This is a genomic window from Pseudoalteromonas rubra (assembly GCF_001482385.1).
GTDB classification, from domain to species: domain Bacteria; phylum Pseudomonadota; class Gammaproteobacteria; order Enterobacterales; family Alteromonadaceae; genus Pseudoalteromonas; species Pseudoalteromonas ardens.
The window spans coordinates 3,614,639-3,638,145 of record NZ_CP013611.1 but is presented as its reverse complement, the minus strand read 5'-3'; the positions used below and the strand labels follow the sequence as shown (position 1 = coordinate 3,638,145).

Annotated in this window: 28 protein-coding genes; 10 read left to right on the top strand and 18 right to left on the bottom strand. The window is 47.3% G+C overall.

Going from position 1 to position 23,507, the window contains the following annotated elements; all coding sequences use genetic code 11:
* Positions 1–450: 450 nt before the first annotated feature.
* Positions 451–1,119, bottom strand: a complete 669-nt coding sequence (locus tag AT705_RS15775) for a tRNA-uridine aminocarboxypropyltransferase (protein WP_058798027.1) — start codon at positions 1,117–1,119, stop codon at positions 451–453.
* A 161-nt stretch (positions 1,120–1,280) separates the two neighbouring features.
* Between AT705_RS15775 and AT705_RS15770 the strand changes: the two genes are divergently transcribed.
* Both AT705_RS15770 and AT705_RS15765 read left to right on the top strand, forming a co-directional pair.
* Positions 1,281–1,634, top strand: coding sequence for a hypothetical protein (locus AT705_RS15770; RefSeq protein ID WP_058797305.1), 354 nt, complete (start codon positions 1,281–1,283; stop codon positions 1,632–1,634).
* Positions 1,635–1,645: 11 nt separating this feature from the next.
* On the top strand, positions 1,646–2,182 hold the full coding sequence (locus AT705_RS15765) for a GNAT family N-acetyltransferase (protein ID WP_058797304.1): 537 nt from the start codon (positions 1,646–1,648) through the stop codon (positions 2,180–2,182).
* A gap of 36 nt (positions 2,183–2,218) precedes the next feature.
* On the opposite strand, the gene AT705_RS15760 is transcribed toward AT705_RS15765, so the two are convergent.
* From AT705_RS15760 to folB, 3 genes are read right to left on the bottom strand one after another with little or no spacing between them, the layout of a single operon-like run.
* Positions 2,219–3,022, bottom strand: a complete 804-nt coding sequence (locus tag AT705_RS15760; protein ID WP_010382995.1) for an undecaprenyl-diphosphate phosphatase — start codon at positions 3,020–3,022, stop codon at positions 2,219–2,221.
* Entirely contained in the window at positions 3,019–3,507 is a 489-nt protein-coding gene (folK, locus tag AT705_RS15755; RefSeq protein ID WP_058797303.1) for a 2-amino-4-hydroxy-6-hydroxymethyldihydropteridine diphosphokinase, read from the bottom strand. The genes AT705_RS15760 and folK overlap by 4 nt, the downstream gene beginning before the upstream one ends.
* A gap of 1 nt (position 3,508) precedes the next feature.
* Positions 3,509–3,859, bottom strand: coding sequence for a dihydroneopterin aldolase (folB, locus tag AT705_RS15750; RefSeq protein WP_058797302.1), 351 nt, complete (start codon positions 3,857–3,859; stop codon positions 3,509–3,511).
* 109 nt (positions 3,860–3,968) lie between these two features.
* Here folB and plsY point away from each other — a divergent pair, with 109 nt between their 5' ends.
* Positions 3,969–4,559 (top strand): glycerol-3-phosphate 1-O-acyltransferase PlsY, encoded by a 591-nt coding sequence (gene plsY, locus AT705_RS15745; protein ID WP_157576810.1) that lies wholly within the window; start codon positions 3,969–3,971, stop codon positions 4,557–4,559.
* A 10-nt stretch (positions 4,560–4,569) separates the two neighbouring features.
* Here plsY and tsaD read toward each other — a convergent pair whose 3' ends face one another.
* Genes tsaD through AT705_RS15730 form a run of 3 tightly spaced genes read right to left on the bottom strand, consistent with a single transcriptional unit; the run spans position 4,570 to position 6,534 of the window.
* The gene (gene tsaD / locus AT705_RS15740; protein ID WP_058797301.1) at positions 4,570–5,583 is read right to left on the bottom strand and encodes a tRNA (adenosine(37)-N6)-threonylcarbamoyltransferase complex transferase subunit TsaD; all 1,014 of its coding nucleotides are present in this window, start codon (positions 5,581–5,583) and stop codon (positions 4,570–4,572) included.
* A gap of 38 nt (positions 5,584–5,621) precedes the next feature.
* On the bottom strand, positions 5,622–6,218 hold the full coding sequence (locus AT705_RS15735) for a YjaG family protein (protein WP_058797300.1): 597 nt from the start codon (positions 6,216–6,218) through the stop codon (positions 5,622–5,624).
* Positions 6,202–6,534 carry a putative signal transducing protein gene (locus AT705_RS15730; protein WP_058797299.1) on the bottom strand — a complete coding sequence of 111 codons (333 nt, stop codon included), beginning with the start codon at positions 6,532–6,534 and terminating at the stop codon, positions 6,202–6,204. The genes AT705_RS15735 and AT705_RS15730 overlap by 17 nt, the downstream gene beginning before the upstream one ends.
* A gap of 63 nt (positions 6,535–6,597) precedes the next feature.
* Between AT705_RS15730 and AT705_RS15725 the strand changes: the two genes are divergently transcribed.
* The 3 genes from AT705_RS15725 to AT705_RS15715 all read left to right on the top strand — a co-directional run bounded on the left by AT705_RS15725 (position 6,598) and on the right by AT705_RS15715 (position 9,597).
* Positions 6,598–6,996: a DUF2721 domain-containing protein gene (locus AT705_RS15725; protein WP_058797298.1), complete on the top strand. Its 399-nt coding sequence runs from the start codon at positions 6,598–6,600 to the stop codon at positions 6,994–6,996.
* A gap of 59 nt (positions 6,997–7,055) precedes the next feature.
* Positions 7,056–8,582, top strand: a complete 1,527-nt coding sequence (locus AT705_RS15720; RefSeq protein ID WP_058797297.1) for a DUF3369 domain-containing protein — start codon at positions 7,056–7,058, stop codon at positions 8,580–8,582.
* 109 nt (positions 8,583–8,691) lie between these two features.
* Entirely contained in the window at positions 8,692–9,597 is a 906-nt protein-coding gene (locus AT705_RS15715) for a LysR family transcriptional regulator (protein WP_010383012.1), read from the top strand.
* Between the two features lie 195 nt (positions 9,598–9,792).
* Here AT705_RS15715 and ubiA read toward each other — a convergent pair whose 3' ends face one another.
* Together ubiA and AT705_RS15705 are read right to left on the bottom strand one after the other, a co-directional pair.
* A complete protein-coding gene (gene ubiA, locus AT705_RS15710; RefSeq protein ID WP_058797296.1) occupies positions 9,793–10,659 on the bottom strand; it encodes a 4-hydroxybenzoate octaprenyltransferase in 867 nt (288 codons plus the stop codon).
* The gene (locus AT705_RS15705) at positions 10,656–11,183 is read right to left on the bottom strand and encodes a chorismate--pyruvate lyase family protein (RefSeq protein WP_058797295.1); all 528 of its coding nucleotides are present in this window, start codon (positions 11,181–11,183) and stop codon (positions 10,656–10,658) included. Before AT705_RS15705 ends, ubiA begins: the two co-directional genes overlap by 4 nt.
* A gap of 155 nt (positions 11,184–11,338) precedes the next feature.
* Here AT705_RS15705 and AT705_RS15700 point away from each other — a divergent pair, with 155 nt between their 5' ends.
* A complete protein-coding gene (locus AT705_RS15700) occupies positions 11,339–11,734 on the top strand; it encodes a flagellar basal body-associated protein FliL (RefSeq protein WP_058797294.1) in 396 nt (131 codons plus the stop codon).
* A 25-nt stretch (positions 11,735–11,759) separates the two neighbouring features.
* Here AT705_RS15700 and glpG read toward each other — a convergent pair whose 3' ends face one another.
* The 6 genes from glpG to AT705_RS15670 form a co-directional block, all read right to left on the bottom strand.
* Positions 11,760–12,581, bottom strand: coding sequence for a rhomboid family intramembrane serine protease GlpG (gene glpG, locus AT705_RS15695; RefSeq protein ID WP_058797293.1), 822 nt, complete (start codon positions 12,579–12,581; stop codon positions 11,760–11,762).
* Positions 12,578–12,895, bottom strand: coding sequence for a thiosulfate sulfurtransferase GlpE (glpE, locus tag AT705_RS15690; protein ID WP_058797292.1), 318 nt, complete (start codon positions 12,893–12,895; stop codon positions 12,578–12,580). The genes glpG and glpE overlap by 4 nt, the downstream gene beginning before the upstream one ends.
* A gap of 87 nt (positions 12,896–12,982) precedes the next feature.
* Entirely contained in the window at positions 12,983–14,008 is a 1,026-nt protein-coding gene (tdh, locus tag AT705_RS15685; RefSeq protein ID WP_058797291.1) for an L-threonine 3-dehydrogenase, read from the bottom strand.
* A gap of 73 nt (positions 14,009–14,081) precedes the next feature.
* Positions 14,082–15,278, bottom strand: a complete 1,197-nt coding sequence (locus AT705_RS15680; RefSeq protein ID WP_010383020.1) for a glycine C-acetyltransferase — start codon at positions 15,276–15,278, stop codon at positions 14,082–14,084.
* Positions 15,279–15,450: 172 nt separating this feature from the next.
* Complete coding sequence (gene gmhB, locus AT705_RS15675; protein WP_058797290.1) at positions 15,451–16,008, bottom strand: D-glycero-beta-D-manno-heptose 1,7-bisphosphate 7-phosphatase; 558 nt, start codon at positions 16,006–16,008, stop codon at positions 15,451–15,453.
* Positions 16,005–17,048: a glycosyltransferase family 9 protein gene (locus AT705_RS15670; protein ID WP_058797289.1), complete on the bottom strand. Its 1,044-nt coding sequence runs from the start codon at positions 17,046–17,048 to the stop codon at positions 16,005–16,007. The genes gmhB and AT705_RS15670 overlap by 4 nt, the downstream gene beginning before the upstream one ends.
* A 135-nt stretch (positions 17,049–17,183) precedes the next feature.
* On the opposite strand from AT705_RS15670, the gene AT705_RS15665 reads away from it, so the two are divergent.
* On the top strand, positions 17,184–17,918 hold the full coding sequence (locus AT705_RS15665; RefSeq protein WP_058797288.1) for a 3-deoxy-D-manno-octulosonic acid kinase: 735 nt from the start codon (positions 17,184–17,186) through the stop codon (positions 17,916–17,918).
* 30 nt (positions 17,919–17,948) lie between these two features.
* Here AT705_RS15665 and hldE read toward each other — a convergent pair whose 3' ends face one another.
* From hldE to AT705_RS15650, 3 genes are all read right to left on the bottom strand, one after another.
* The gene (hldE, locus tag AT705_RS15660; protein ID WP_058797287.1) at positions 17,949–19,391 is read right to left on the bottom strand and encodes a bifunctional D-glycero-beta-D-manno-heptose-7-phosphate kinase/D-glycero-beta-D-manno-heptose 1-phosphate adenylyltransferase HldE; all 1,443 of its coding nucleotides are present in this window, start codon (positions 19,389–19,391) and stop codon (positions 17,949–17,951) included.
* Entirely contained in the window at positions 19,388–19,981 is a 594-nt protein-coding gene (locus AT705_RS15655) for a D-sedoheptulose-7-phosphate isomerase (protein ID WP_058797286.1), read from the bottom strand. Before AT705_RS15655 ends, hldE begins: the two co-directional genes overlap by 4 nt.
* Before the next feature lie 91 nt (positions 19,982–20,072).
* Entirely contained in the window at positions 20,073–21,521 is a 1,449-nt protein-coding gene (locus tag AT705_RS15650) for a capsule assembly Wzi family protein (protein WP_058798025.1), read from the bottom strand.
* A 147-nt stretch (positions 21,522–21,668) separates the two neighbouring features.
* On the opposite strand from AT705_RS15650, the gene waaA reads away from it, so the two are divergent.
* Together waaA and AT705_RS15640 are read left to right on the top strand one after the other, a co-directional pair.
* Complete coding sequence (waaA, locus tag AT705_RS15645; protein ID WP_058798024.1) at positions 21,669–22,940, top strand: lipid IV(A) 3-deoxy-D-manno-octulosonic acid transferase; 1,272 nt, start codon at positions 21,669–21,671, stop codon at positions 22,938–22,940.
* Positions 22,941–23,486, top strand: a complete 546-nt coding sequence (locus tag AT705_RS15640; protein WP_058797285.1) for a DUF1415 domain-containing protein — start codon at positions 22,941–22,943, stop codon at positions 23,484–23,486.
* The last annotated feature ends 21 nt before the right edge of the window (positions 23,487–23,507 follow it).

Below are 23,507 nucleotides of genomic sequence, written 5' to 3'. Positions count from 1 at the left end.
CACCCAGACTCCCATATACTTTAGTCATCTCAAGGGGAGAGCACAAAGCAACATGGAAATGGATTGAGTTGCTTATCAGGGAGTTTGTGCGGTAGGAGTGTCAGGAACTAGGATTAGGCTTCGGACAACAGGAAATGCCGATTAAGTAAGGATGTTGATACACAGGTGGATGGTGTATTGGAATACAGGGAGATAGGAACAAGTCAGGATGACGACACAAAGGATGGTTAGCATGGACTCATTCAGCAACTGGGACTGCTGATTGCTTTAAGGACAGTACAGGATGTACATCTCGCAGAATGACAACGCAAGGCGAGACATGGACGAGCATGTAAGGAGTTGATCTCATCAACATAGCAGGATGCTATTTAGAAGATTCCGTCAAGCGCGGCCCGCAAGGGTCGCGCTCTTCTTATTTTGGCGGGCCGTCACTTCGCGCGCTTTATTCTCTCAAGAAAGCTTACTTTTTTTCCCTTTCAGATAGGCATCCCGAAAATCTACGAAATGCTGAGTCAGATACTCTGCTGCCTGCGTCTCGCCATTTTCAGCCAACACCACACAAGCGACTTCTGCGGTGCCGAGTTGATGGGCGTGCGGAGCCACTCTCAGTTTGTAATCAGACAAACTTTCTGGCGTTACCGACAACACCGGAAATTGATCCAGATAAGGGCTTTTACGAAACATCTTTTTCGCTTCACGCCAGGTGCCATCAAGGAAAATAAAGAGCGGTTTTTTACCACTTTGCCGAGTGACACGTTGCATTACGCGTTCCGGCTCCACATTTTCGGCTGGAAAGACTACGACAGGTTGATAAGCCGGATCTTCGAGTAAAGTCAGCAAGCCGGGCTCAGGATCAGTGCGGTCCCAGCGAAATGCATAGTTATCCGGCACAATATCAGCAATGAGTCGCCCCGTATTAGACGGCTTAAAGCTCTCGTTATGGTACATAAGCAGGCACACAGCACTATCGCACTCAGCAACCTGAATCCCAGCACAAATACACAGCGGCTGTGCCAGTAAACACCGCTCACAACGAGGCAGCTTTGACCCCCGGGCCTTAAATTCCCGCCGCGCAGATGCGATTTGTTGGGCTCGTAATGCCAGTACCGAGTTTTCCACGCAGTTTTCCACGCCCACGCAGCTCCCATTTTGCATAAAAATGCCAATTTTAGCAAAAAGTACATCTCAATAGAACTACTCATAGCCTTAGTCTATTTTTTAGTGACAGACTTAACTATAATTTAGCGCCTCAATAATCTCGAAATGGAATCGAAAACAATATGAAAAAACTCATTGCAACCGCGCTTTTATTATTACCTGTATTCGCAAATGCGACAGCTTACACACAAATTGCAACAATTAAAGATATGACCGTTAGTCATAACACCGTGCGTATTAAACTATCTACAATGAACAAACTGACTGAGTGTTCATCATCACCAACCAGTGCTAAATGGTACCATTTAGATCTGCGTACTGACGGTGCGCAGCATATCTATTCTTCTTTACTTGCTGCCAAGCTTGCTAAACAAAAAATGTTCCTGGAACTGCGCGGCTGTTTCAGCCAAAATGCGGATAGCAAATACCCGAAAGTTACGCAGGTTTACCTGTGCGATACCATGTGGTGTCAATAAAGAGAAATAGCATGATCATTTCCCATTCAGCACGTTTGAAATACCGCCTCATGACTCAGAATGATGGTGATTTACTCACCGAACTGGACAGTGACCCGGCGGTAATGCGCTACTTAACCAATGGCAAACCGACTTCTCGTGAACAAATTGAGCAGTTCTATCTGCCACGCCTGGCTAAGTTTACGAACCCACAACAGGGCTGGGGCCTGTGGCATTGCAGCTTGATTGATGACGAGACTTTTCTGGGCTGGGTGTTGATCCGTCCCATGGGTTTCTTTAATGGTGAAATGGACGAGCGGGATCTGGAAATCGGCTGGCGCTTCAAACAAATCGCCTGGGGCAAAGGCTATGCAACCGAAGCCGCCAGACACATTGCCACGCACCTAGCTGAGCAGGATAAAATGGATTATCTCAGCGCAGAAGCACTCAAAGAGAACCAGGGTTCAATTAATATCATGAAAAAGCTCTCCATGACCTTCTTACGAGATGGTATTCATGAAGGCCCTGCGGGACCAATGGATGTGGTGTATTATCGAAAAGCGGTATAACGATAAAGCGGGTAAACATACCCGCTTTATGTCAGCTTACACCATCAGGAAAATCACCAGGAACAGACCTAACAGCAAACGGTAGATCACAAATGGCAACATCCCCATCCGCTCTATCACTTTCAAAAAGAAATGAATACACGTGTAGGCGGAGATAAACGACAACACAGCCCCGGTGATTATGGCGCTCCAGTCGATCAGCTCATCTCCCGTGGCCAGCTTCAATGTGTAATATCCACCCGCAGCAGCAATGATTGGAATAGACATTAAAAAAGAAAACCGGGCCGCACTTTGCTTGTTTAGCCCCAACATCATACCTGCCGTCATGGTGATCCCTGAACGCGACGTGCCAGGAAGTAAAGCCGCTACGACCTGGGCAAAACCAATGATCAGCGCGCTGCGCCAGTTCAATTGATATATGGTTTTGGTTTGTTTTGCAGTGGCATCGGCATACCAAAGCAATAAGCCAAAAATGACCGTCGTTGCCGCAATAACCCAAGCGCTGCGGGAAAAGTCCTCAACCAGATCTTTGGCTAAAAACCCAATCACCAAGCCCGGGATCGTTGCCACGATAATCCACCAGCCAAGGCGGCTGTCATCCGTTGAACCTTGTTTGCCGAAGGATTTAAACCAGGCACCCAGTATGTCGGCGACTTCCTTGCGAAAATAAATCAATACAGCAGCCAATGAGCCTACGTGCACAGCAACATCAAATGCCAACCCCTGATCTTGCCAGCCTAAGATCTGAGACGGCAAAATCAGATGCGCTGAACTGGAAATAGGCAGAAACTCGGTTAACCCCTGGATCAATGCCAGGACAATGATTTCAATGATACTCATGGTAAAGAAAACTCCACTTTCCATAGTTTTTGGGTTTGGTTGTCATAAGCTTGCCAGATCTCTGCCATGCTACAGCCCTGCACGGGATGAATAAATTCTGGGGCAATTTCAGCCAAAGGCCTGAGCACAAAGGCGTTCTTTGTAACCTCATCACGCGGTAGCTGCGCCGGGGAGTCACAGATCACATCGTCGTAGAACAGGATATCGAGATCCAGAGTTCTGGGACTGAACTTCTTATCCTGGGGTGTCCTGCCATTATCGTGCTCTATTTGCTTAAGCAACACGCACAAATCAGGCAACGACATATCTGTGTGCGTTGCAAACACAGAGTTATAAAAGTTCTTACCGTTGAACCCCACCGGCTCACTTTCGTAAACGTCCGAATGAACATAATCAGGAAAATACTGAATAAGCGTTGTCAGCCCCTGGCGGAAATGACGGTCGCGATCGACATTGGACCCTATACTGATAAACACATGCGCCATACTATCGATTCCGCGTGATTTCCAGGCCAACAGTTTGTGCCTGAGGAACGGCAGCCGGCTTACTGACTCGAATCGTGACAGCCTCAATAGCAAACTCTTCTAGAATAATGGCAGCTAGTTGTTCAACCAGTGTCTCAAGTAACTCAACCCGGCTGGCCTCAGTATGGGCAATCACCCGCTCACTGACTTTGGCATAATCCACAGCCAGCGTAATGTCATCCTGTCGCGCAGCAGCCGAGATATCAGTCTTCATCGCTATATCAAAGAAAAGGCTTTGTTTACTTTCTTTTTCAAAGTCGTAAACTCCTATTATGGTCTCGACGTGTAATTGCGAGATATAGACCGTGTCCATGTAAACTCCTGACATGACTGATTCGGATCGGCTTTTTCACGTACTCAGCCGCCTTAGAATAAAGCGACGATGATAGCCCAAATAACGGCAAGAAAAAATAAGGAAGCTTGTGATAGTCAGTTTAATATGTATTTGTGCTTATTTATTTGGTTCAATCTCTTCCGCGATTTTGATTTCCAGACTATTTTCGTTGCCTGATCCCCGCTTTTCCGGTTCAAATAATCCTGGCGCAACCAATGTGTTACGGCTTGGCGGTAAACTCCCTGCAGCCCTGGTCCTGGTCTTTGATATTCTCAAAGGGACAATCCCGGTGTGGGGAGCTTATTTTCTGGGCATTGAACCCATCTGGCTGGGCGTTGTCGCAGTGTGCGCCTGCCTGGGCCATATTTACCCGGTATTTTTCCATTTTAACGGTGGTAAAGCGGTTGCAACAGCCTTTGGGGCACTGTTGCCAATCGGACTATCGCTTGGTGGGATGTTGATTGGCACCTGGCTGCTCGTGTTGGCACTGACACGTTACTCGTCACTCGCAGCGATCGTCACCGTATTAGCCGCCCCGGCCTACACCTGGCTCATCAAACCTATGTACACATTGCCCGTGTGCTTTCTGACTTTACTGATCATATTTCGCCACAGAGCCAACATTCGTCGGCTCCTGAGTGGCACCGAGCCTAAGCTCGGTAAGAAAAACGTCGACTAACGTCGGGCCATCAAAGAGGTGGTAAGCTATCCAGTGGCCAGCGTGGCTGGGTTTTCATGCTTAACTCGGCGGTTTGACCCGCTTTAAGACGCTGCATACCGGCATAAGCGATCATCGCCCCGTTGTCAGTACAAAACTCTGTGCGAGGATAGTACACTTTGCCTTTCATCCCCTGCATCATGCGCTCCAGCTTAGTACGCAGCTCAGTATTCGCACTGACACCACCGGCAATGATCAAGCGATTGATGCCTGCCTCTTTCAGGGCGCGTTTACACTTAATCGCCAGCGTATCTACTACGGCTGTCTGAAATGCATGAGCAATGTCCGCTTTGGTTTGCTCATCATCCCCAGCTGACTTGATGGTATTTGCCGCAGCGGTTTTCAAGCCACTGAAGCTGAAATCCAGGCCAGGACGATCTGTCATAGGCCTTGGGAATACAAACCGGCCAGCCACGCCTTGCGTCGCTAACTTAGCCAGCATTGGGCCACCCGGATAATCTAAGCCAAGAAGTTTCGCCGTTTTATCAAAGGCCTCACCGGCAGCATCATCCACCGACTCACCGAGCACCTCATACTCCCCAATGCCAGCCACTTTCACCATCATAGTATGACCACCAGACACCAGTAAGGCGACAAATGGGAACTCAGGCATCTCATCTTCCAGCATAGGTGCTAACAAGTGCCCTTCCATGTGATGGACAGCCACTGCGGGAATATTCCACCCAAATGCCAAAGAGCGACCGATAGAAGTCCCTACAAGCAAGGCTCCCACTAAGCCCGGGCCGGCGGTGTAAGCTATGCCATCGAGCGACTCAGGGCCGCAACCGGCCTGTTTAAAAGCGGCTTCAATTAAAGGAATGGTTTTGCGAACGTGATCTCTCGACGCCAGCTCCGGTACTACTCCCCCATAATCCGCATGAACTTTTACCTGACTATACAGCTGGTGCGCCAAAAGTCCCTGCTCGTCATCATAGATGGCAATCCCCGTCTCATCGCAAGAAGATTCGATACCTAAAATTCGCAATGTTGCTTCTCCACTACTTAAAAATTTGGACAAAAAGTTCAGGCGTCGATTGCCAGACCAATGTTTGTCTGGCCGTCACTCAATGCCAGTGCCTTAAGCGTTTTAACCGACTGGTTATCAATCCTCGGCATTTGTGCAACACAATCGATGAGCTCGCCAAGCACCTCAATTTCGTATTGCATCAATGGATGCTCTCTTACATGTTGATTATCGGGCTCAATGTCTTCTGCCATCAGTAAGAATTCAATGTACCTGGCCACAGTTGCCTGAGAGATTTTGGCCACATTGACAAACTCACTTTCCTCTTTGCTCATCACACCCTGGATAAAGCCGAGTAACGCCGTAGCCACGTCAATTGCCGCATAGGTGCCGAACATGTCGAAGTCTTTTAGCTCCGGAACATTAGGCTCAATTTTCTCAATTTGTTTTTCTAAGCTGATTTTGCTTTTCGGCAGCAACACTTTTTCCCAGCAAACATTCAATGCACTGCGCAGGGTGGTCTCATCTCCAAACCCGGTCGCTTCACTGAACAAACCATAATTTGGCAGCATACGTTCTAAAATCGCAGCCGCAAGCACCGCTTTTTGTAAATAATTTAGCTCTCTGATGCGCTGAAAGTTATTTGCCTTCGTCATAGCTTTTTCCACAGTGCCAGCAATATTGAAACCCCGAACCATTGTGTTCAGAGCAGCTGCTGCACTGCCAGTTTTCCGATAAATTAGTTTGCTGATAGTTTACCAAGATTTCTTCTGCCTCGGGTACTTTTATCGCACAGACAAATATTTTTATTGTATTGTGCGCAAACGGCATCTCTCCCAAGGCAGCTGCCAGTGCCTCTCCTTCGACATGCGTTTTAAGTCGCGCCTGTGCCAATAACCCAAGTACAATATGGGCTTCCAACGGGTTATCCGTGCGATATACGCACGTCCAGTCAAACATTGCATTACTCATCGCTGGACTCCAAAATTTTGCTATGATAATCACTATTGTAGCGTGCTTAGACGGAGTACAAAAATGACGCTCACCACACCCGGGCTACTATTCCCCGCAATCTCTTTGTTATTACTGGCCTATACCAATCGATTCTTAGTTTTGGCACAGCTGATCAGAGAGTTAAACGCCAGAGAAGGCGATCAACTCAGACCTCTGGTGGTTGCACAAATCGATAACCTCAAAAAGCGTATCAAACTCATCCGCCTGATGCAGGTATGGGGCGTCATCGCCTTTTTACTCTGTACCATGTCCATGTTCGCTCTGTTCATTGAAGTAGCACTTTTGGGGGTCATTTTGTTTGGTGCCAGCCTCTGCTGCCTCACACTTTCTTTGCTGCTCTCACTCTATGAGATACACATTTCTTGTGATGCCATAGAGATTGAGCTCAACAATATTGAAAAAAAGCCAATACAAGATTAAGCAACTCACTTTTTTGCTGGCTATACTAACAGAGAACAGGCATTAAGCAGAGGTTCTATGTGAGCGGTTTTCTCTTTACAAATGAGCCACTTAAGGGTGATGAGCAAATTACAGTAGATAAAGCCCACTGGGATATCCTGGTGGTTGATGATGAGGAAGATATCCATCAGGTAACCAAATTGGTGTTATCTGATTTTAGGTTTGAACAAAAACCTTTGCGTTTTCATCATGCCTACTCTGCAAAGCAAGCAATGGATATCCTAAACTCCGAAGAATCCATATCTGTTGGACTAATTGACGTTGTTATGGAAAGCAACCACGCAGGGCTCGATCTCATTAAGTTCATTCGCAACGATATGGCCAATCATGATATTCGTCTGATCTTGCGCACCGGGCAGCCCGGAGAAGCGCCCGAAGAATCGGTTATTCGTGATTATGATATCAATGATTACAAAAATAAAACCGAGCTCACCGCAGTCAAATTAAAAACCTTACTCTACTCGGCTCTGCGTTCCCACCGAGATATTCAGACAATCGAACGCCACAAACGAGGACTTGAGCGAATTATTGATGCCTCTTCAAGTTTTCTAAAATGTAATAACGTTCAGGACTTTGCCTCGACTATCCTATCGCATGTTGCCGATGTGATGGGTCTCACGGATTCCGATATCTACTGTGCAGCAGCGGTGAATAAACAAAATGGCGCAGGAGCCGAGTTTCAATTGCTTGCCGCGTCTGGTGCTGGCATTGAGCCAGAACAAACCGCCTTACCGGATAAAGTGAAAAGTCGCTTTATAGAAACACACAATCGTAAAACATCCAGTAAGTCCGACCACGAGTACGTCGGTTACTTTACTAGCCAGGCTGGTCTGGAAACGATGTTATACGTGAGTAAAAAAGGTCTGTTACAGCCCACAGATTGTCAGCTGCTCGCCTTCTTCGCTAACAACATCGCGCTGGCATACGATAATCTGAATCTCAGAGAAACAATGAAAGAGTCACAAAAAGAGCTGTCTTATATACTCGGCGAAGCCGTAGAGAAACGCTCTAAGGAAACAGGATCACATGTTAAGCGTGTGGCACATTACAGTTTATTACTGGCTAAATTGTACGGATTGAACGATTATAGAGCCGAAATTATTAAACTGGCGTCACCATTGCACGACATTGGCAAAATTAGCATCCCAGATGTCATTCTCAATAAACCAGGAAAACTGAATGACGATGAATGGGCAATAATGAAGACTCATGCCCAACAGGGTTATGAAATACTAAAAAACTCAACAAATGATATTTTGCAATGCGGCGCAATTATCGCACACCAACACCACGAAAAGTGGGACGGTAGCGGATACCCGCAAGGGCTCAAAGGTGAACAAATAGACGTAGCCGGAAGAATTACAGCGCTTGCTGATGTGTTCGATGCATTGGGGAGTGTTCGTTGTTACAAGCCGGTTTGGAAACTTGAAAAAATTCTGACAGAGATAAAATCCCAGCGTGGCCAACAATTTGATCCCAAACTGGTTGATCTGTTTGTAGAAAATCTGGAACAATTCCTCGCAATACGCGATCAGTACCCAGACTAATTTTTGTAAGCGAAATGTAAAAAAATCACTTGGATGTTTCTCTAAACTGTATTAGTATTAGGGAATCAACGTTGTCATTGCATTTTTGTTGAAATAAAAGGAATTTCACATGAGATTTGAACAACTCGAGCAATTCGTTGCTTTAGGCAATTTACGCCACTTTAGGCAAGCCGCAGAACAAACCAATATCAGTACTTCCGCACTCACCAGAAGCATTCAGACACTGGAAGATGAAATTGGCTGTGAACTTGTCAAACGATCTACCCGCTCCGTCAAACTGACCGAACAGGGCGAACTTTTTCTGAATTATTGTAAGTCGACCTTATCGGAATTAGACATAACCAGAAACACTATCAAACAAAGCCTGTTTGGTCGTGATCAACAGCGTGTTGTTGTTGGTTACACTGCGCAAGCCAGTAGCATAGTGCCAACGTCATGTGGACAGTTTTTGGCGGATTTCCCTAACGTCAAAGTTGAGATGCAACTTTTGAATGAACACGATCTGCTTCGCAAGCTACAGCTTGGTGAAATAGATATCAGTGTTTATCTTGAGTCTGCAACCAGCTTAGTGAGTGATATCCATCTGCCCGACCAACTTGTTTTGTTTGTTGCTAAACAACACCCACTGGCAACACAAGACAGTATTCGTCGCAGTGAGCTTGCTCAGTACCCAATGTACGGCTGTTTCTCTCAGTCTAAGCAGGTACAGAACATGCTAAATGAGGCGGTTGAAGGGCTTAACAAATCAACCAATGTCAAAATAGGTAATATCAGCCAGGTGATTGACGGACTGAAGAATAGCCAGAGCTTTGCCATTGCAAGCATTGAACATTCTAAGGTTATCGCACAAGACCCGGAACTGATCTTACTGAAGACTAACAAGGACGCTAGTCATGAGCAAATTGTCGTGCAGACCAGCCACCAACTAGGCAGCGGTTCACACGTCAGTAACTTGTTGTCATTAATTGAACAAACAGCACAGAAAAACGCCGTTGCCACAGCGGTAAATAGTTAATGGTTAGCTAACTAGGTTTTTATCCTGTTTGCTTAAATGGGAGTTTAGAGCGAGTTTTAGGTATTCTGTTCGGGTTTTTTAAGTATAAACCCGCGGTAATAGAGTCAAAAAAATTCGCTCACCCTCACTTTTCCCGTCAAAAAGCCACGGCGAATAGCGTACAAGCCTCTGAGTTAATGTAAGTGAGAATGCCCGTCAGATACCAACAACCACTCCGACAAACATCGCTAGCCCAACATAATTATTGCTCAAAAATGCCTGAAAACACTTCTCTCTGCTTCTGTCATTGATCTGCCATTGCAGCTTAGCCAGCCACATCCCGGCGACCACAAAACCACACCAGAACCACACAGACAGGGTAACCTGCGTTGCAACCCAGGCCATACAACCTAAAAATGCCAGATTGAGGACAGCAATGACATGTCGGTCCCAACGCCCGAATAAGATAGCGGTGGACTTAATACCCACGACAAGGTCATCGTCCTTATCAACCATGGCGTATTTAGTGTCGTAAGCAACCGTCCAGAGCAAGTTAGCAATAAATAACACCCAGGCAATGGCTGGAACCGTTTCCTGAACAGCCATAAACGCCATGGGTATTCCCCAGCTAAACGCAGCCCCAAGAACCACCTGGGGCAAATTGGTGTAGCGCTTCATAAAGGGGTAAACACTGGCCAGCGCAAGCGCGCCAAATGACAATAAGATGGTTTGCCAGTTGAGCATCAATACCAGCACAAAAGAGGCACCGACCAACAATAAGAACAAAGAAAGTGCTTCACCTTCACTGACAGCGCCTCTGGCAAGTGGCCGTTGCGCCGTTCTTTTTACTGCACCATCAACCTTGCGATCAGCAAAATCATTAATCACACAACCGGCACTGCGCATCATAAAGGTGCCCAGTGCAAATATGAGCAACAAATGCCACTGAGGTATACCGCCCGACGCTATCCACAAACTCCAAAGTGTCGGCCACATCAGCAGTAAAGTACCAATGGGCTTTTCGACACGCATTAGCTGCTTATATTCGTTTATGTGGTCTGCTCGCAGCCGCGATAGCTTCATACCTTAACTCCATTCAGGAAGATTTCGCACACCAGTACCTTGCAAGTTTGGCGCGTAAAAACGCTCCGTCTTGCAAAACAAGGCTCACTGTATAATTTCTCTTTGGCCGGGAAAAATGAGGGGAGCATCTGTTGCTCCATTGTCGCAACCTCAATGTTGCCTCTTTGCCATGCTTGTTGGTCAAACAAACGCTCACCTAACGGGGTATTGCCAATGTTATCTAAGCCCAGCGCATTGGCACTATCAGGTATCCAACTCTGGCCGTAAACCACGGGAATATCATCACAATATAGCACGACTTCGCGACACAAGGCGCTATCGCAATTTAGAATCGCTTGTACTTCCCCATCAAGCTGACGCATCTGCTCACTGAGTACCTCGACATGTAGTATACGACACTGTGAACGCAGTAAGGCTGTCAGAGAGCCAGTTTCGCATAACAATGTGCGCAGGTCGTCCGGGATGTCCTTATGCCGGGTAAGCGGTTCCCAGCTTGATTGCAATAAATTTGGCAGATTAAACAAGTCAGTAATTCAATTCAGGAAATAACCGCGCCATAATAGCAAAGCTTACTCCGGCAAAAAAGTTTACCTTTCCCTTACTCACTGCTGTTCATAATCTGATTTTACGTATAAACTAATCCTATTGTTGGTATTTAGTTAAGTATTTTCAGGCTATTATGAATCGGATCTGTATCGCGTTGATGGCGTTTTTGTTGGTTTGTGTGAGTACAAACTCACGCGCTGAATCAACCGTCGGCTACTTTGGATTTGAGCCTGACATCATTACCAACTATATAGGGCAGTCTAATAAAAAACTCGGCTACGTCCGGGTAACGGTAGATTTAATGCTTGATGATGTCAGCAACATCGCCGTTGTTGAGCACCACACTCCCCTATTACGGGATGCCATCGTGCAAATCCTGAGTAAAGAACCAGAAGAAGCCATCAAATCTTTAACAGGGCGTGAAGAAATACGCCAACGCTGTGCAGAAAAGTTAAAAACACTCCTCAAAGAAGAAACCGGACAAGAAATCATCCGAGAAGTGCTGTTCACCAAGTATTTGTACCATTAATGTCGCGAAGGTCAATCGCCTCGCGTTAAACCTGTTCCGAACCGCCTACACGCAGCAGCATAGCGACACTCATACCAGCCAATAAGCCAAACAAGTGCGCCCAGTTCGCCATATTAACAAATAGTACGTCTGTAAAGCCTAACACCATCCAGATCAACATAAAACCAACGACAGGGGTTCCTATCAGAGGCGGTGACTGTGGATGCTTAACAGAGTGGATCCAGCAAAAACCAAGCAGGGCATAAACCACACCACTGAGGCCACCAAAGTTTGCGTCGGCTAACAGATACTGCATCCAATTGCTCAGCAATGCACCGGCCACAAAGACAGTCCAGAGCACCCAATTACCCAGGCGACGCTCAATCATATTGCCCAGATAAATCCACCAGGACAAATTAAAAACCAAATGTAACAGGCCAAAATGCAAAAAAGCGGGGGTGATCCAACGCCAGGGGGTATGAGGGTCAAATTGCAAAGTGTTAAAGACCGGCTCAACGCCATACACAAAGAAGCTCACGAATATCCCCAAAGAGAGAATAAAAACGGCTTTGAGCATCCAGCTAAGCTGGGTAAAACGCTGCCATAGGTTCAGTTTGACACCCTGATAGACAAGCGGAGACTCTTTTGGTGAAAGTTGCCAGGATGCTGCCAGATACTTATCCTGATAAGGATCTGTGACAAATTCCTGCCAGATCTCATTGGCCTGAAGCCAATGTTGCTCAGCAACCCACACAGAAACCTGCTGCCCATCTTCACTGGTCACCCGACACTCGATATGATGGGTTTTCAGATAGTCAGCGACTCCCTGAACCGCACGCGGGTTATCGTGGGAGCCTAGCAGTTTCATTTTGCCACACTATCCGGGAGTTCTTGCGCCCACTGAGTGAAACCACCATCCATGCTGTATACTTCTTCAAACCCTTGCTCAACCAGGTAATTCGCAGCACCTTGAGAGCTGATCCCGTGATAGCACACCACAATAATTGGATGTTCAAACTCTTTTTCCTGTAAAAAGTGTCCCAGGTTATCATTCGACAAATGCTCCGCCCCCGGAATGTGCCCTTGCGCAAACGAGTTAGCATCACGGATATCTGCAATGACCAGCTCAGAATGCGCCAGCATTTCTTTGGTTTGGGCGACTGAAATATGTTTAAAACTCATAATACTCTCTAATTAATAAGCAGACACAAAAAACACCTCGTTAATGGTCACGGACCCGAGGTGTTTTAAAACAGGATCATGTAGACCTTAATCCCAGTTTAAGATCACTTTACCCGATTGACCAGAGATCATCGTATCAAAGCCCTGTTGGAACTCATCAATATGGAACTGGTGCGTAATGATCGGGTCTAAATTCAGACCCGACTGGATCAGACTCGCCATTTTGTACCAGGTTTCAAACATCTCGCGACCATAAATACCTTTGATCACTAACCCTTTGAAGATCACCTGATTCCAGTCAACAGCCATGTCGCTTGGTGGAATACCCAGCATGGCAATTTTACCGCCATGGTTCATGTTGTTTAGCATACTATTGAACGCCACAGGCACACCCGACATTTCCAGGCCGATATCAAACCCTTCTGTCATGCCTAACTCAGTCATCACGTCTTCAAGTTGCTCTTCGGCCACGTTTACAGCGCGCGTTGCACCCATTTTACGAGCCAGCTCCAGGCGGTATTCATTCACGTCGGTGATCACAACATGACGTGCGCCCACATGCTTGGCAACAGCGGCGGCCATAATGCCGATTGGGCCTGCACCTGTGATCAGAACATCTTCACCCACCAGGTCAAAAGACAAAGCAGTATGTACAGCATTACCAAACGGGTCAAAAATAGATGCTAGGTCATCAGAGATGTTATCCGGGATCTTAAACGCGTTGTATGCAGGGATCACAAGGTATTCTGCAAACGACCCTTCACGATTGACACCCACACCAATGGTGTTGCGACACAAATGTACACGACCAGCACGACAGTTACGACAATGGCCACAGGTAATGTGACCTTCACCAGACACGCGATCGCCAATATCAAAGCCACGTACTTCCTGGCCCATATCGACAACTTCACCGACATATTCGTGTCCAACGACCATAGGTGTTGGAATGGTGTTTTGCGCCCATTCATCCCATTTATAAATGTGTACATCAGTACCGCAAATAGCGGTTTTACGGATTTTGATCAGCAGATCGTTATGCCCAACTTCCGGTTTGGGCGCATCCGTCATCCAAATCCCTTCTTCTGCTTTTAACTTGGATAGTGCTTTCATGTGTTTTCACTCATTAGAAACACGCAAGCCATCAGCTTGCGTTAAAAATCGCTCACAGCCTGTGGGGCAGTGATTAAATCACGCCCAGTTCTTTACCAATTCGAATAAAGGCATCAATTGCCTTGTCCAGCTGCTCTGTGGTATGCGCCGCAGAGATCTGAGTACGGATACGGGCCTGACCTTTAGGCACAACCGGGTATGAGAAGCCGATCACATAAATACCTTCAGCTAATAAGCGGTCCGCCATATCAGAGGCCACTTTCGCATCGCCTAGCATGACAGGAATGATCGCATGGTCTTTACCGGCGCAGGTAAAACCTGCCGCTTCCATTTTACTGCGGAAGTGTGCAGCATTTTCCCATAGCTTATTACGCAGTGCCTCACCTTCTTTCATCATATCCAGTACTTTGATTGACGCAGTCACGATAGACGGGGCAAGTGAATTTGAGAACAAATAAGGACGCGAACGCTGACGCAGCCACTCAACAATTTCTTTTTTACCTGAGGTATAACCGCCTGATGCACCGCCCAACGCTTTACCCAAAGTACCCGTAATGATGTCAACGCGATCCATCACGCCACAGTACTCTGGCGTACCACGGCCATTTTCGCCCACAAAACCGACTGCGTGCGAATCATCAACCATAACCAACGCATCGTATTTGTCTGCCAGATCGCACAGCTCAGACAGGTTACAAATCACCCCGTCCATTGAGAACACACCGTCGGTCGCAATCAGTTTAGTTTTCACGCCGGCTTCATCAGCAGCAATCAGCTGCTTCTCAAGATCTGCCATATCATTATTGGCATAACGGAAACGTTTCGCTTTACACAGACGCACACCATCAATGATAGATGCGTGATTCAGTGAATCCGAGATAATGGCATCTTCAGGGCCTAAAATGGTTTCGAACAAGCCTGCATTGGCATCAAAACAAGAAGAGTACAAGATGGTATCTTCAGTTTGCAGGAACTCACTGACTTTGGCTTCCAGTGTTTTATGGATATCCTGAGTACCACAGATAAAGCGCACGGACGCGACACCAAAACCGTGCTCATCCAGGCCACCCTGAGCAGCCGCAATCAAATCCGGGTGATTAGCCAGACCAAGATAGTTATTGGCACAGAAGTTAATAACACTTTCGCCAGTTGATACTGCAATTTCTGCTTGCTGCTGAGAAGTGATCACACGCTCTTTCTTGTATAAACCCTCAGCTTTTACTTCTTCAATCTGTTGCTGAAGCTGGCTGAAAAATGCCGCTGCTCTCATCGGGAGTCTCCATTAGTTGCACGGGGTGTGTGCCCCTGGCACACACTAAAATGCCGATATCCTTTATGCCCAATATCGGCTGTGTCATAAAATTCGTTGCTTATATTTTAAAAGGTTCGCACCTTAATTGCACGGATTGTGATTATCTTGTTCGCAGACGCTTTGTAAACGCTTATGAGATAAACGGAGGCAGATCAAGTGCCTTATATAATGATCCACACACATAGTCTGCTGAGTCGCGCACTTGTTCACTGAAAGTTTGCCCTGACTCAACCAGTATTTTAGTACTAACTCCCGCCGCCAATGCAGCCTGAATATCTGACCCTTTGTCACCCACCATAACACTTTGTTTCGGATCAATGTTATGTGCTTCAATGGCTTCTAGAAGCATACCAGGGTTCGGTTTACGGCACGTACACTCACGCTGATAAGGCGGTTGTGCTTTATGTGGGTGGTGGGGACAAAAATAGACCCCGTCAATGGTGATACCGTGAGCCTGAAACTGCTGGCACATCCACTCTGTCAGTTGCGCAAACTGGGCTTCGTTATAGTAACCCCGGCCAATACCAGACTGATTAGTCACCACGATCAGTTTATAGCCCAATGCCTGGAACTGATAGCAGGCCTCAAACACACCATCGATAAACTCAAAGTCTTCAATTTTATGCACGTAGGCATGATCCTGATTGATCACCCCGTCTCTGTCCAGAAATACGGCTTTATGTGTCATAACTGTTCCTGCTTTACTACCTTATCGAACATCTGTGTCACCCGCTCAATCGAAATTTGACTCATCAGGTCGCTGCCTTTCATACGTGTGCCCCATTTAAGTTGCTGTGCAGTTTTGCCCTTTTGTGCCATCAGGTTGTCATGATAGACCTCGACTACATAGTCCTGATACAAATACGGCCCAGTGCGCTTGGGGTTAGAATGCGCATACAAACCAATGACCGGCGTGCCAACGGTCACCGCCATGTGGGCAGGCCCGGTATCCGGTGCCAGAACCAACTGTGCCTGCGCTAACACACACAGCAAGGTTTTTAGTTTGGTTTTGCCAACCAGGTTGGTGATATCGCACTGTGCATGCGCAATGATAGCGTCACTCAGGTTACGCTCCAAGTCGGTTGGCCCCCCAGTCAGGACCACACTAAAGCCTTGCGCCGCAGCATGTTCTGCCAACGCAGCATAGCGCTCAGGTAGCCAGTTCCGCTCCGCCTTACTGGCAGCAGGAGAAATCACAAAGATACGTCCCAGCCCTGCAAGCAAAGCTTGTGCTTCATGTTTATCTTCATCGCTAACGGGCATCTCCCAACTTGGCGCGCCACATTCAGCGCCTATTGCCCGGGCAAAGTTTTGAAACCCTTCTATCACATGCGGTTGCTGCTGTGGAGCAATGCGCTGATTAATCACCAGAGAGTGAAACTCCTTGGAGCGACCTTTGTCAAAACCAATTTTGACTTTAGCCGGAATACAGCGTGCCGCCAGGTTAGCGCGAAACGCCACTTGCATATGCAAAAGCACATCAAACTTATGCCCTTTAAACCGGGCTTTGAGCTGCTTGAACGCCGCTTTACCTTGCTTCTTGTCAAAGACAACAAACTCCACCCCAGGCAAATCGGCTAACAGCATAGCTTCAACCTTGCCTATGACCCAGGTGATTTTCGCCTGTGGGTGCGCGCGCTGAATAGCTTGTACAGCCGTGACGGCATGACACACATCACCGATGGCCGAAAGCCGGAGAATACAAATGGAAGAAATTGCCTGAGACACACATTTCGCCTGTAACTGAAAATAAGCACCCGATCTTAAATAAAACCCACTATTTTGCAACCTATGAGATTCTCCCCGACAACAAAAGCCGTTACACTGAACGTTTATCAATTCAGACCCTGCTATTAATCGGCCATGCTAAAAATTGAACAACATCACAATCATTACTTGTTGCGAACCAACCATACCCCAGATACTTTATCTCTGGACTGGTTCGATATGGCATTCTGGCAACAAAAAAATGCCGTTGTGACCTCAAAACAAGGTCGTGCAGCTGCCTGGTTCGTACGCTATTCCGGCCAGGGGATTGCCGTTCTAAAGCATTACTGGCGTGGCGGGTTAATTGGTAAGTTACTCAAAGATCAATACGTGTTTACAGGTCTCAAGCGCACCCGGGTATACCTTGAGCTACACCTGCTGAACCAACTCGCCGACTTGGGCTTGCCAGTCCCCATTCCTTTGGGTGCCAAAGTAACCGTATCAGCGGGGGTTTATCGCGCTGATATCCTGACGCATGCCATCTCGGGCGCACAAAGCCTGTGTGAGCGGCTACAGTCGGCACCACTCAGTGTACAAGACTGGCAGCAGGTTGCCGCCACGCTGGCACGCTTTCATCACGCTGGTGCCTATCATGATGATTTAAACTGCAACAATATTTTGTTCGATGAAAGCGGTGAGGTGTATCTCATTGATTTCGATAAAGGCGCGCTCAAAACGCCTGCTAAAGAATGGCAAATGGCCAATATTGACCGGCTCGCACGCTCGCTTAAAAAAGAAGCCAGCCGCTCTGCGCAGTTCTTTTGTCCGCCACAAGACTGGCAAAGTTTTATCGATGCCTATCGAAGTAAGATGAAAAAAAAGCCGGTTTAAACCGGCTTCTTGTATCGTCAGACGTCGCTATTATGTCTCTCTTGCTTTCGCAATGATATTAGAGGTTGAGCAACCATCCAGAAATGCTAACACTTCTACCTGACCTCCCGTAGCAAGAACATGATCTGCTCCCGCTATTTCAGATACCTGGTAGTCGCCACCTTTGACCAGGATATGCGGGCTGACCTGTTCAATCAGTTTTGCTGGAGTGTCACCCTCACTCTCTTTACCAAACGGGATCACCCAGTCGACAGAAGCCAGAGCAGACAGGACCATGGCCCGCTCGTTTAGTGGGTTAATTGGACGTTCAGGACCTTTCAAACGAGAAATTGAGTCATCGTTATTCAGCCCGACCACTAACCGGTCTCCCCTGGCTTTCGCTTGTGCCAGATAACGCACATGACCTGCATGCAGAATGTCGAAGCAACCATTGGTGAACACTATTTTTTCGCCATTTTGTTTGGCAAACTCAATGTGTTTCAGTACTTCTTCATATGGAGTTTGATAGTGTTCACCAGTCTGGCGCAAATATTGCCCCAGTTTGCGACTCAGCTCTTCTGGTGTCACGGTAGCCGCACCCAGTTTAGCAACCGCAATCCCCGCAGCTAAGTTCGCCAGCTCCACCGCTTCGCTGGGCGATAATCCTGCGCCCAACATAGTCGTTAAGGTCGCAATAACGGTATCACCTGCACCGGTAACGTCACTGACTTCCCGAACCTGCGCTGCATAATCATACTTCTCATCTTGGGTGATCAGGGACATGCCCTGCTCAGAGCGAGTCAGTAGCATAGCGCCAATGCCTGCCTGTTTTATCAAACTACGGGCACTCTCCGTCAATGCATCTTCACTGCTGGAATCACCACCGGCCAGGCGGAATTCATTGAGATTTGGCGTAATATAGTCCGCGCCCCGATAACGGGTCAGATCCGACGATTTAGGGTCAATCAGCACCGTTTTACCCGCGTTCTTGGCCACACTAATCATCTCTTCGATACAACTTAAAGCACCTTTGTTGTAATCTGAAAACAGAACAAAATCATAATCATTGACGACTTGTTCCAGACGAGTCAGTAACAGTTGACTGTGAGACTGCACAAAGGGTTCTTCCAGGTCTAGTCGCACGACCTGCTGATGGCGACTGATGACACGCATTTTCGCGATAGTCGGCAACTCAGCAACCGTCACAAGTTGTGAAGCAATTTGTTCTTTTGCCAGGATAGACTCAAGCTGGCGACCATTGTCATCTTCACCAATCAGACCCAGCAGGCCAACCTGGCCATCCAGATGAGCAATGTTCTTCGCCACATTCGCCGCCCCACCCGCTTTGTCTTCAAGGCTGCTTACCTTAACCACGGGAACAGGTGCTTCTGGTGAAATACGGCCTGTATCACCATGCCAGTAACGATCCAGCATAACATCACCAACCACCAGAACCTTCGCCTGGTTTAAGTTTCTCAGCGCGCTCAGATTCATGCCGATTGCTCCACAACAACCATATCTACCGCCTCACATAACCAGTGTCCGATAAACATATGCGCTTCCTGGATCCGCGCGGTTTCATCAAAGTCGATGATAATTGGCAGCTTAGCAATGTCTTTCACTGTCCCGCCTGTACGCCCGGTCAAGGCCACGGTGAATGCACCAATTTCATTAGCCGCCTGCAATGCCAGGTTAATATTCTCACTGGTTCCTGACGTGGTCAGGCCAATCACTAAGTCTTCCGGTTTACATAGCGCTTGCACCTGGCGTTCGAATACCGTATTAAAATGATAGTCGTTGCTGTGTGCCGTTAAAATAGAGGTATCGGTCGTCAAAGCAATTGACGCCAAAGGACCACGTTCGAGCTTATAGCGAACCACAAACTCGGCAGCCAGATGCTGGGCATCGGCCGCACTGCCACCATTACCAAACCAAATCACCTTACCTCCTGCCTCTAAGGTTGCTTTGCAGGCAGCCAGTAATTCCACAGACTGGGTGTGATAATCAGCCATTTTAGCGAACAACGCCATATGTCGCTCTAAGCTGGCCTGATAGCTTTGTTTGATGTGATCATTGATTGACATAGTGATCCTTAAATAAATAATGCGACTCTGTCGTCGTGACAAAGTCAAAAACTAACCCGTGTTAAATTAAGTGGTGACGCTGTGCGTCGAACTACCAGTATACATTGACAGACAACCAAGTGTAGCTTTCGCCAAAGACATCTTTGCCATAAGTCAGTGATGTCTCAACTTGCTTGTCATATATACGCCGGGTATTAGCAAGCTGAAGTTGTCGGGCTTGCTCATAGTTTCGGGTATATTCCACCCCCAAAACCTCAAAGTGATTGCTATTTTTGACCGTGGATAGTTCCAAACGCCATAGTGAATCCAGGTTTTCTCGATAAGTCAGCTCGACTAAATGACCTTTAACTGGCGCACCATCGTGAAGAGTACGCTGGTTTGCAACCGCATGACCGACGACAAATCCATCTATTGTGTTGCCGCTCTTAGGGTAAATATAGTTCCGGTACCACAAGCTGTGCATATTGGTATATTCATACCGGAATGTCAGGTCCTGCGTCAGGGCCGGCATATAAAAACCTAAGTTAGAAGCTATATTGCCAAACTGGTAGTTCTTGTGGTCTTTCGTGTCTTCGCCGCCATACTCAAAATACCATTCTACCGGCATCACCCAGCTGGTTTTAAATACAGAGGTAATACTCGCCCACTGATCGCCAAGTTCCTCATCTGAACTCCCCACCTGATCAACATTGTCGTTGCCCGCGGGATCAAAGTAGGCTTTTAAAACATCTTTGAAGCCAACTTCCCTTGGTCCCCCTCCAAACTGCATCATTCGGTTGATGCCTATTTTCCAGTTTTCCAGTGGTTCAAAGCTAATATGTGTGCCCGCCAATTTCGGCGTACCATCATGGCGTTTGCCTTGATACAAAATGCCCTCTTCAACGTGCTCAAGCTCGGCGTAAAACAGCTCAAAATCAAAGTTCCACCAATTATCCAATGGCAAACTCAGACCCAAAGAGGCCGATAACGGCGCTTTAGCATTGTTTGAGTACACCTGAGCACCATGCTTAAATGGAGAAAACCAGTGCTCCTTGTAGCCCAGAGTCAGTTGTAAATTGTCTCCCCCTATCGCATAGAAGGTATTGTAAGGCACGACCTTACCCGAATCGATACGGTACTCTGCGCCGATCTGAACCAGACTCGTATCACTGCCGCGCCAAATGCCATCGAACGATAATTCAGCATATTCACTGCTGTAATTACCCCGATCATTGGCAAGTTTTTGTACATCGCCGGAATCAACTCGCAGCTTAATACCTCGACGTGTAATTGCATCCCTTTCCAGATAAGGGGCAAGTCGAGACTTAATGCTTTGATGCAATGCAGGGTCAACCTTCGCAAGCTGAGACAAGGTTTTATTAATTTCGGTAATGCGATACGGCTTTGCCATTGGCGTAGTGCCTGTCATTGCAAACATCTGATCTATATGATATTCCAGAAGATTGTCTTTACCCAAAGGTAAAAAAGCGGTTGGCATGGCAAAAGCCTGCGCTGCGCCCAGCAGACACAAAGTAGAAAGCGTGATAGTACGAAAAGACAACTTAAAACCTTTAAAATTGGAGATTTTGCCCGATCCTAGCAAATTCCCGTCCGCTGAGCACCTCAACAACTGTGATAATTTGTACGTGTGTTATCGCTTTTTCAGGCGGACAAGTTAAAATAAGCGTTTTTTATACTGATGGCTGTCATGATTAGACGTTTATATTCCCTGCTGCTGCTGATTTTATGTCCATTCATCGTGCTCTACCTGTACGTTATCAGAGGAAAAAAGAACCCGCTGTATAAGGCTCATTTTAGCGAGCGGTTTGGCTTTGTTCCTAAAGTGACTGCAAAGCAGGCCGTCATCATCCACTGCGCTTCTGTGGGAGAAGTACTGGCTGCAGCCCCCCTCATAAAAGCGCTCCTAAAAGAGCACCCTGATGCACCTTTTGTGCTTACCTGTAACACCCCAACAGGTCGCGAGCAGCTGAATCAGCTCTTTGGCAACAGCGAGCGAGCTATCACGATTTGCTATTTACCCGTTGATTTTGCTTTTGCAGCACGGCGCTTCATTAAGCAACTCAGACCGAAAATATTATTAGTACTGGAAACTGAGCTGTGGCCTAACCTATTTTATTACGCCAATAAGGCGCACTGCCCGGTCGCGGTCATCAATGCCCGCCTGTCCGCAAAGTCACTCACGGGATATCAAAAAGTCGCTTCTCTGAGCCGTTTTTTAATGCAGCAGATCACTATGCTGGCCAGCCATAATCAAGAAGATGCCGAGCGTTTTATTAAGCTGGGACTAACGCCAGACAAAGTCACCGTAACTGGCTCTATCAAATTTGATATCGCCCTGGATAACGCCCAACAAAGCAAAATAGAGACAATAAAAGCACAACTCGGTAACCGGCCTATATGGGTTGCTGGCTCTACCCATCCCACAGAGCATGAACAAGTATTATCGGCCCATCAGCAACTACTGGCCCACCAGAGCGATGCACTGTTGATCATTGCGCCCAGGCACCCAGAACAATTCGATAAAGTTGCCGCTTTAATTGAAGCGCGGGCACTCAGCTACAGCCGCCGTAGCCAGGATTACACGCCGTCATCACAGGTCTTGCTGGCAGACACATTAGGCGAACTTAAGTTGTTATACGGATGTGGACAAATTGCCTATATTGGCGGCAGCCTGATTGAACGGGGCGGCCACAACCCGCTTGAAGCGGCAGCCTGTTCGGTCGGAGTACTGACCGGACCACACACCTATAATTTTGCCCATATATATCCTGAACTGTTTGCGCTGCACGGTGCCATTGAAGTGGTGGATCAGCAAGCCCTGGCCGATACTTTACTGGTTTACCTTAGCTCACAGCAAAGAGCAATGGAATTGGGCACACATGCAAGAGCGTGCCTGGCACGCAATCAGGGTGCCATTGCACGCAGTATTACTATGATTAAGTCTCTTTTGGGAAAATAAATGCACCATATTGCCGTCCAAGCGATGCAAAACTGGGTCAGCTCAGTGATTGTCAAATACAACTTCTGCCCATTTGCCCGCAAAGAAGTGGAACAAAACGCGATCCACTACCGAATCTGCGAATCACAAAAAGCGGAAGATGCCGTGATGGATATGTTGAATGAGTGTCAGGCTCTGACGGAGACACCAAAGCGGGAAACCAGCTTGCTCATCTTTACTCAAGGTTTCACAGATTTTGATGCATTTTTAGATTTGGTTGACCTGGCAAACGCACTGTTAGTTGCCCAAGGCTATGAAGGCACCTTTCAGCTTGCCAACTTCCACCCGGATTACGTTTTTGCAGATTCAGAGCAAGATGATCCAGCCAACTACACAAACCGAGCCCCTTACCCGGCTTTACATGTCATTCGCGAAGCCAGCATGGCTGAGGCCCTGGAAAGTTATGATGATCCAGAATCAATTCCGGATAACAACATCAAGCTCGCACGCCGAAAAGGCGCGGCTTTCTGGCAACAACTGTTACGTCAGTGCCAGCAAACAGATTAACAGTCAGGGCGGAGCGCTCCG

Bases quoted from the DNA above. Each gene is read 5' to 3' on its own strand.
- AT705_RS15770 (WP_058797305.1), top strand. From the start codon at position 1,281: ATGAAAAAACTCATTGCAACCGCGCTTTTATTATTACCTGTATTCGCA.
- AT705_RS15765 (WP_058797304.1), top strand. From the start codon at position 1,646: ATGATCATTTCCCATTCAGCACGTTTGAAATACCGCCTCATGACTCAG.
- AT705_RS15760 (WP_010382995.1), bottom strand. From the start codon at position 3,022: ATGAGTATCATTGAAATCATTGTCCTGGCATTGATCCAGGGGTTAACC.
- folK (WP_058797303.1), bottom strand. From the start codon at position 3,507: ATGGCGCATGTGTTTATCAGTATAGGGTCCAATGTCGATCGCGACCGT.
- folB (WP_058797302.1), bottom strand. From the start codon at position 3,859: ATGGACACGGTCTATATCTCGCAATTACACGTCGAGACCATAATAGGA.
- AT705_RS15735 (WP_058797300.1), bottom strand. From the start codon at position 6,218: ATGACGAAGGCAAATAACTTTCAGCGCATCAGAGAGCTAAATTATTTA.
- AT705_RS15730 (WP_058797299.1), bottom strand. From the start codon at position 6,534: ATGAGTAATGCAATGTTTGACTGGACGTGCGTATATCGCACGGATAAC.
- AT705_RS15725 (WP_058797298.1), top strand. From the start codon at position 6,598: ATGACGCTCACCACACCCGGGCTACTATTCCCCGCAATCTCTTTGTTA.
- AT705_RS15715 (WP_010383012.1), top strand. From the start codon at position 8,692: ATGAGATTTGAACAACTCGAGCAATTCGTTGCTTTAGGCAATTTACGC.
- ubiA (WP_058797296.1), bottom strand. From the start codon at position 10,659: ATGAAGCTATCGCGGCTGCGAGCAGACCACATAAACGAATATAAGCAG.
- AT705_RS15700 (WP_058797294.1), top strand. From the start codon at position 11,339: ATGAATCGGATCTGTATCGCGTTGATGGCGTTTTTGTTGGTTTGTGTG.
- glpG (WP_058797293.1), bottom strand. From the start codon at position 12,581: ATGAAACTGCTAGGCTCCCACGATAACCCGCGTGCGGTTCAGGGAGTC.
- glpE (WP_058797292.1), bottom strand. From the start codon at position 12,895: ATGAGTTTTAAACATATTTCAGTCGCCCAAACCAAAGAAATGCTGGCG.
- tdh (WP_058797291.1), bottom strand. From the start codon at position 14,008: ATGAAAGCACTATCCAAGTTAAAAGCAGAAGAAGGGATTTGGATGACG.
- AT705_RS15680 (WP_010383020.1), bottom strand. From the start codon at position 15,278: ATGAGAGCAGCGGCATTTTTCAGCCAGCTTCAGCAACAGATTGAAGAA.
- gmhB (WP_058797290.1), bottom strand. From the start codon at position 16,008: ATGACACATAAAGCCGTATTTCTGGACAGAGACGGGGTGATCAATCAG.
- AT705_RS15665 (WP_058797288.1), top strand. From the start codon at position 17,184: ATGCTAAAAATTGAACAACATCACAATCATTACTTGTTGCGAACCAAC.
- hldE (WP_058797287.1), bottom strand. From the start codon at position 19,391: ATGAATCTGAGCGCGCTGAGAAACTTAAACCAGGCGAAGGTTCTGGTG.
- AT705_RS15655 (WP_058797286.1), bottom strand. From the start codon at position 19,981: ATGTCAATCAATGATCACATCAAACAAAGCTATCAGGCCAGCTTAGAG.
- waaA (WP_058798024.1), top strand. From the start codon at position 21,669: ATGATTAGACGTTTATATTCCCTGCTGCTGCTGATTTTATGTCCATTC.
- AT705_RS15640 (WP_058797285.1), top strand. From the start codon at position 22,941: ATGCACCATATTGCCGTCCAAGCGATGCAAAACTGGGTCAGCTCAGTG.